At 60.2% G+C, this 246-nt stretch carries 1 protein-coding gene; it reads right to left on the bottom strand.

Annotated features, from left to right (window positions below):
- A partial coding sequence (locus ACCD05_RS32030; protein WP_413397720.1) for a LysR substrate-binding domain-containing protein occupies positions 1–246 on the bottom strand: 246 nt, incomplete at both ends.

Raw genomic sequence — 246 nt, 5'->3', positions numbered from 1 at the left:
CTTCCACGATGGTCTCGCAGACGATGTCGGGATCGGTGATGGGCAGCCGGCCGAAGCCGACGTCGATGCGGCCGGACTTGAGTGCCTCGATCTGTTCCATGGTGACGATCTCGGAAAAGCCGATCTCGATATCCGGCAGTTCGGTCCGAAAACGCTTGATCATTTCCGGCAGCAGACCATACAGCGCCGACGGCACGAAGCCGATGTTGAACCAGTGCTGCTGTCCCTTGGCGATGAGACGGGTGC

Origin of the sequence: Rhizobium sp. Rhizsp42, from assembly GCF_047304155.1 — a bacterium.
Taxonomy (GTDB): Bacteria; Pseudomonadota; Alphaproteobacteria; order Rhizobiales; family Rhizobiaceae; genus Rhizobium.
The sequence above is the reverse complement of the archived record's forward strand: the minus strand, read 5'-3'. Positions and strand labels throughout refer to the sequence as shown.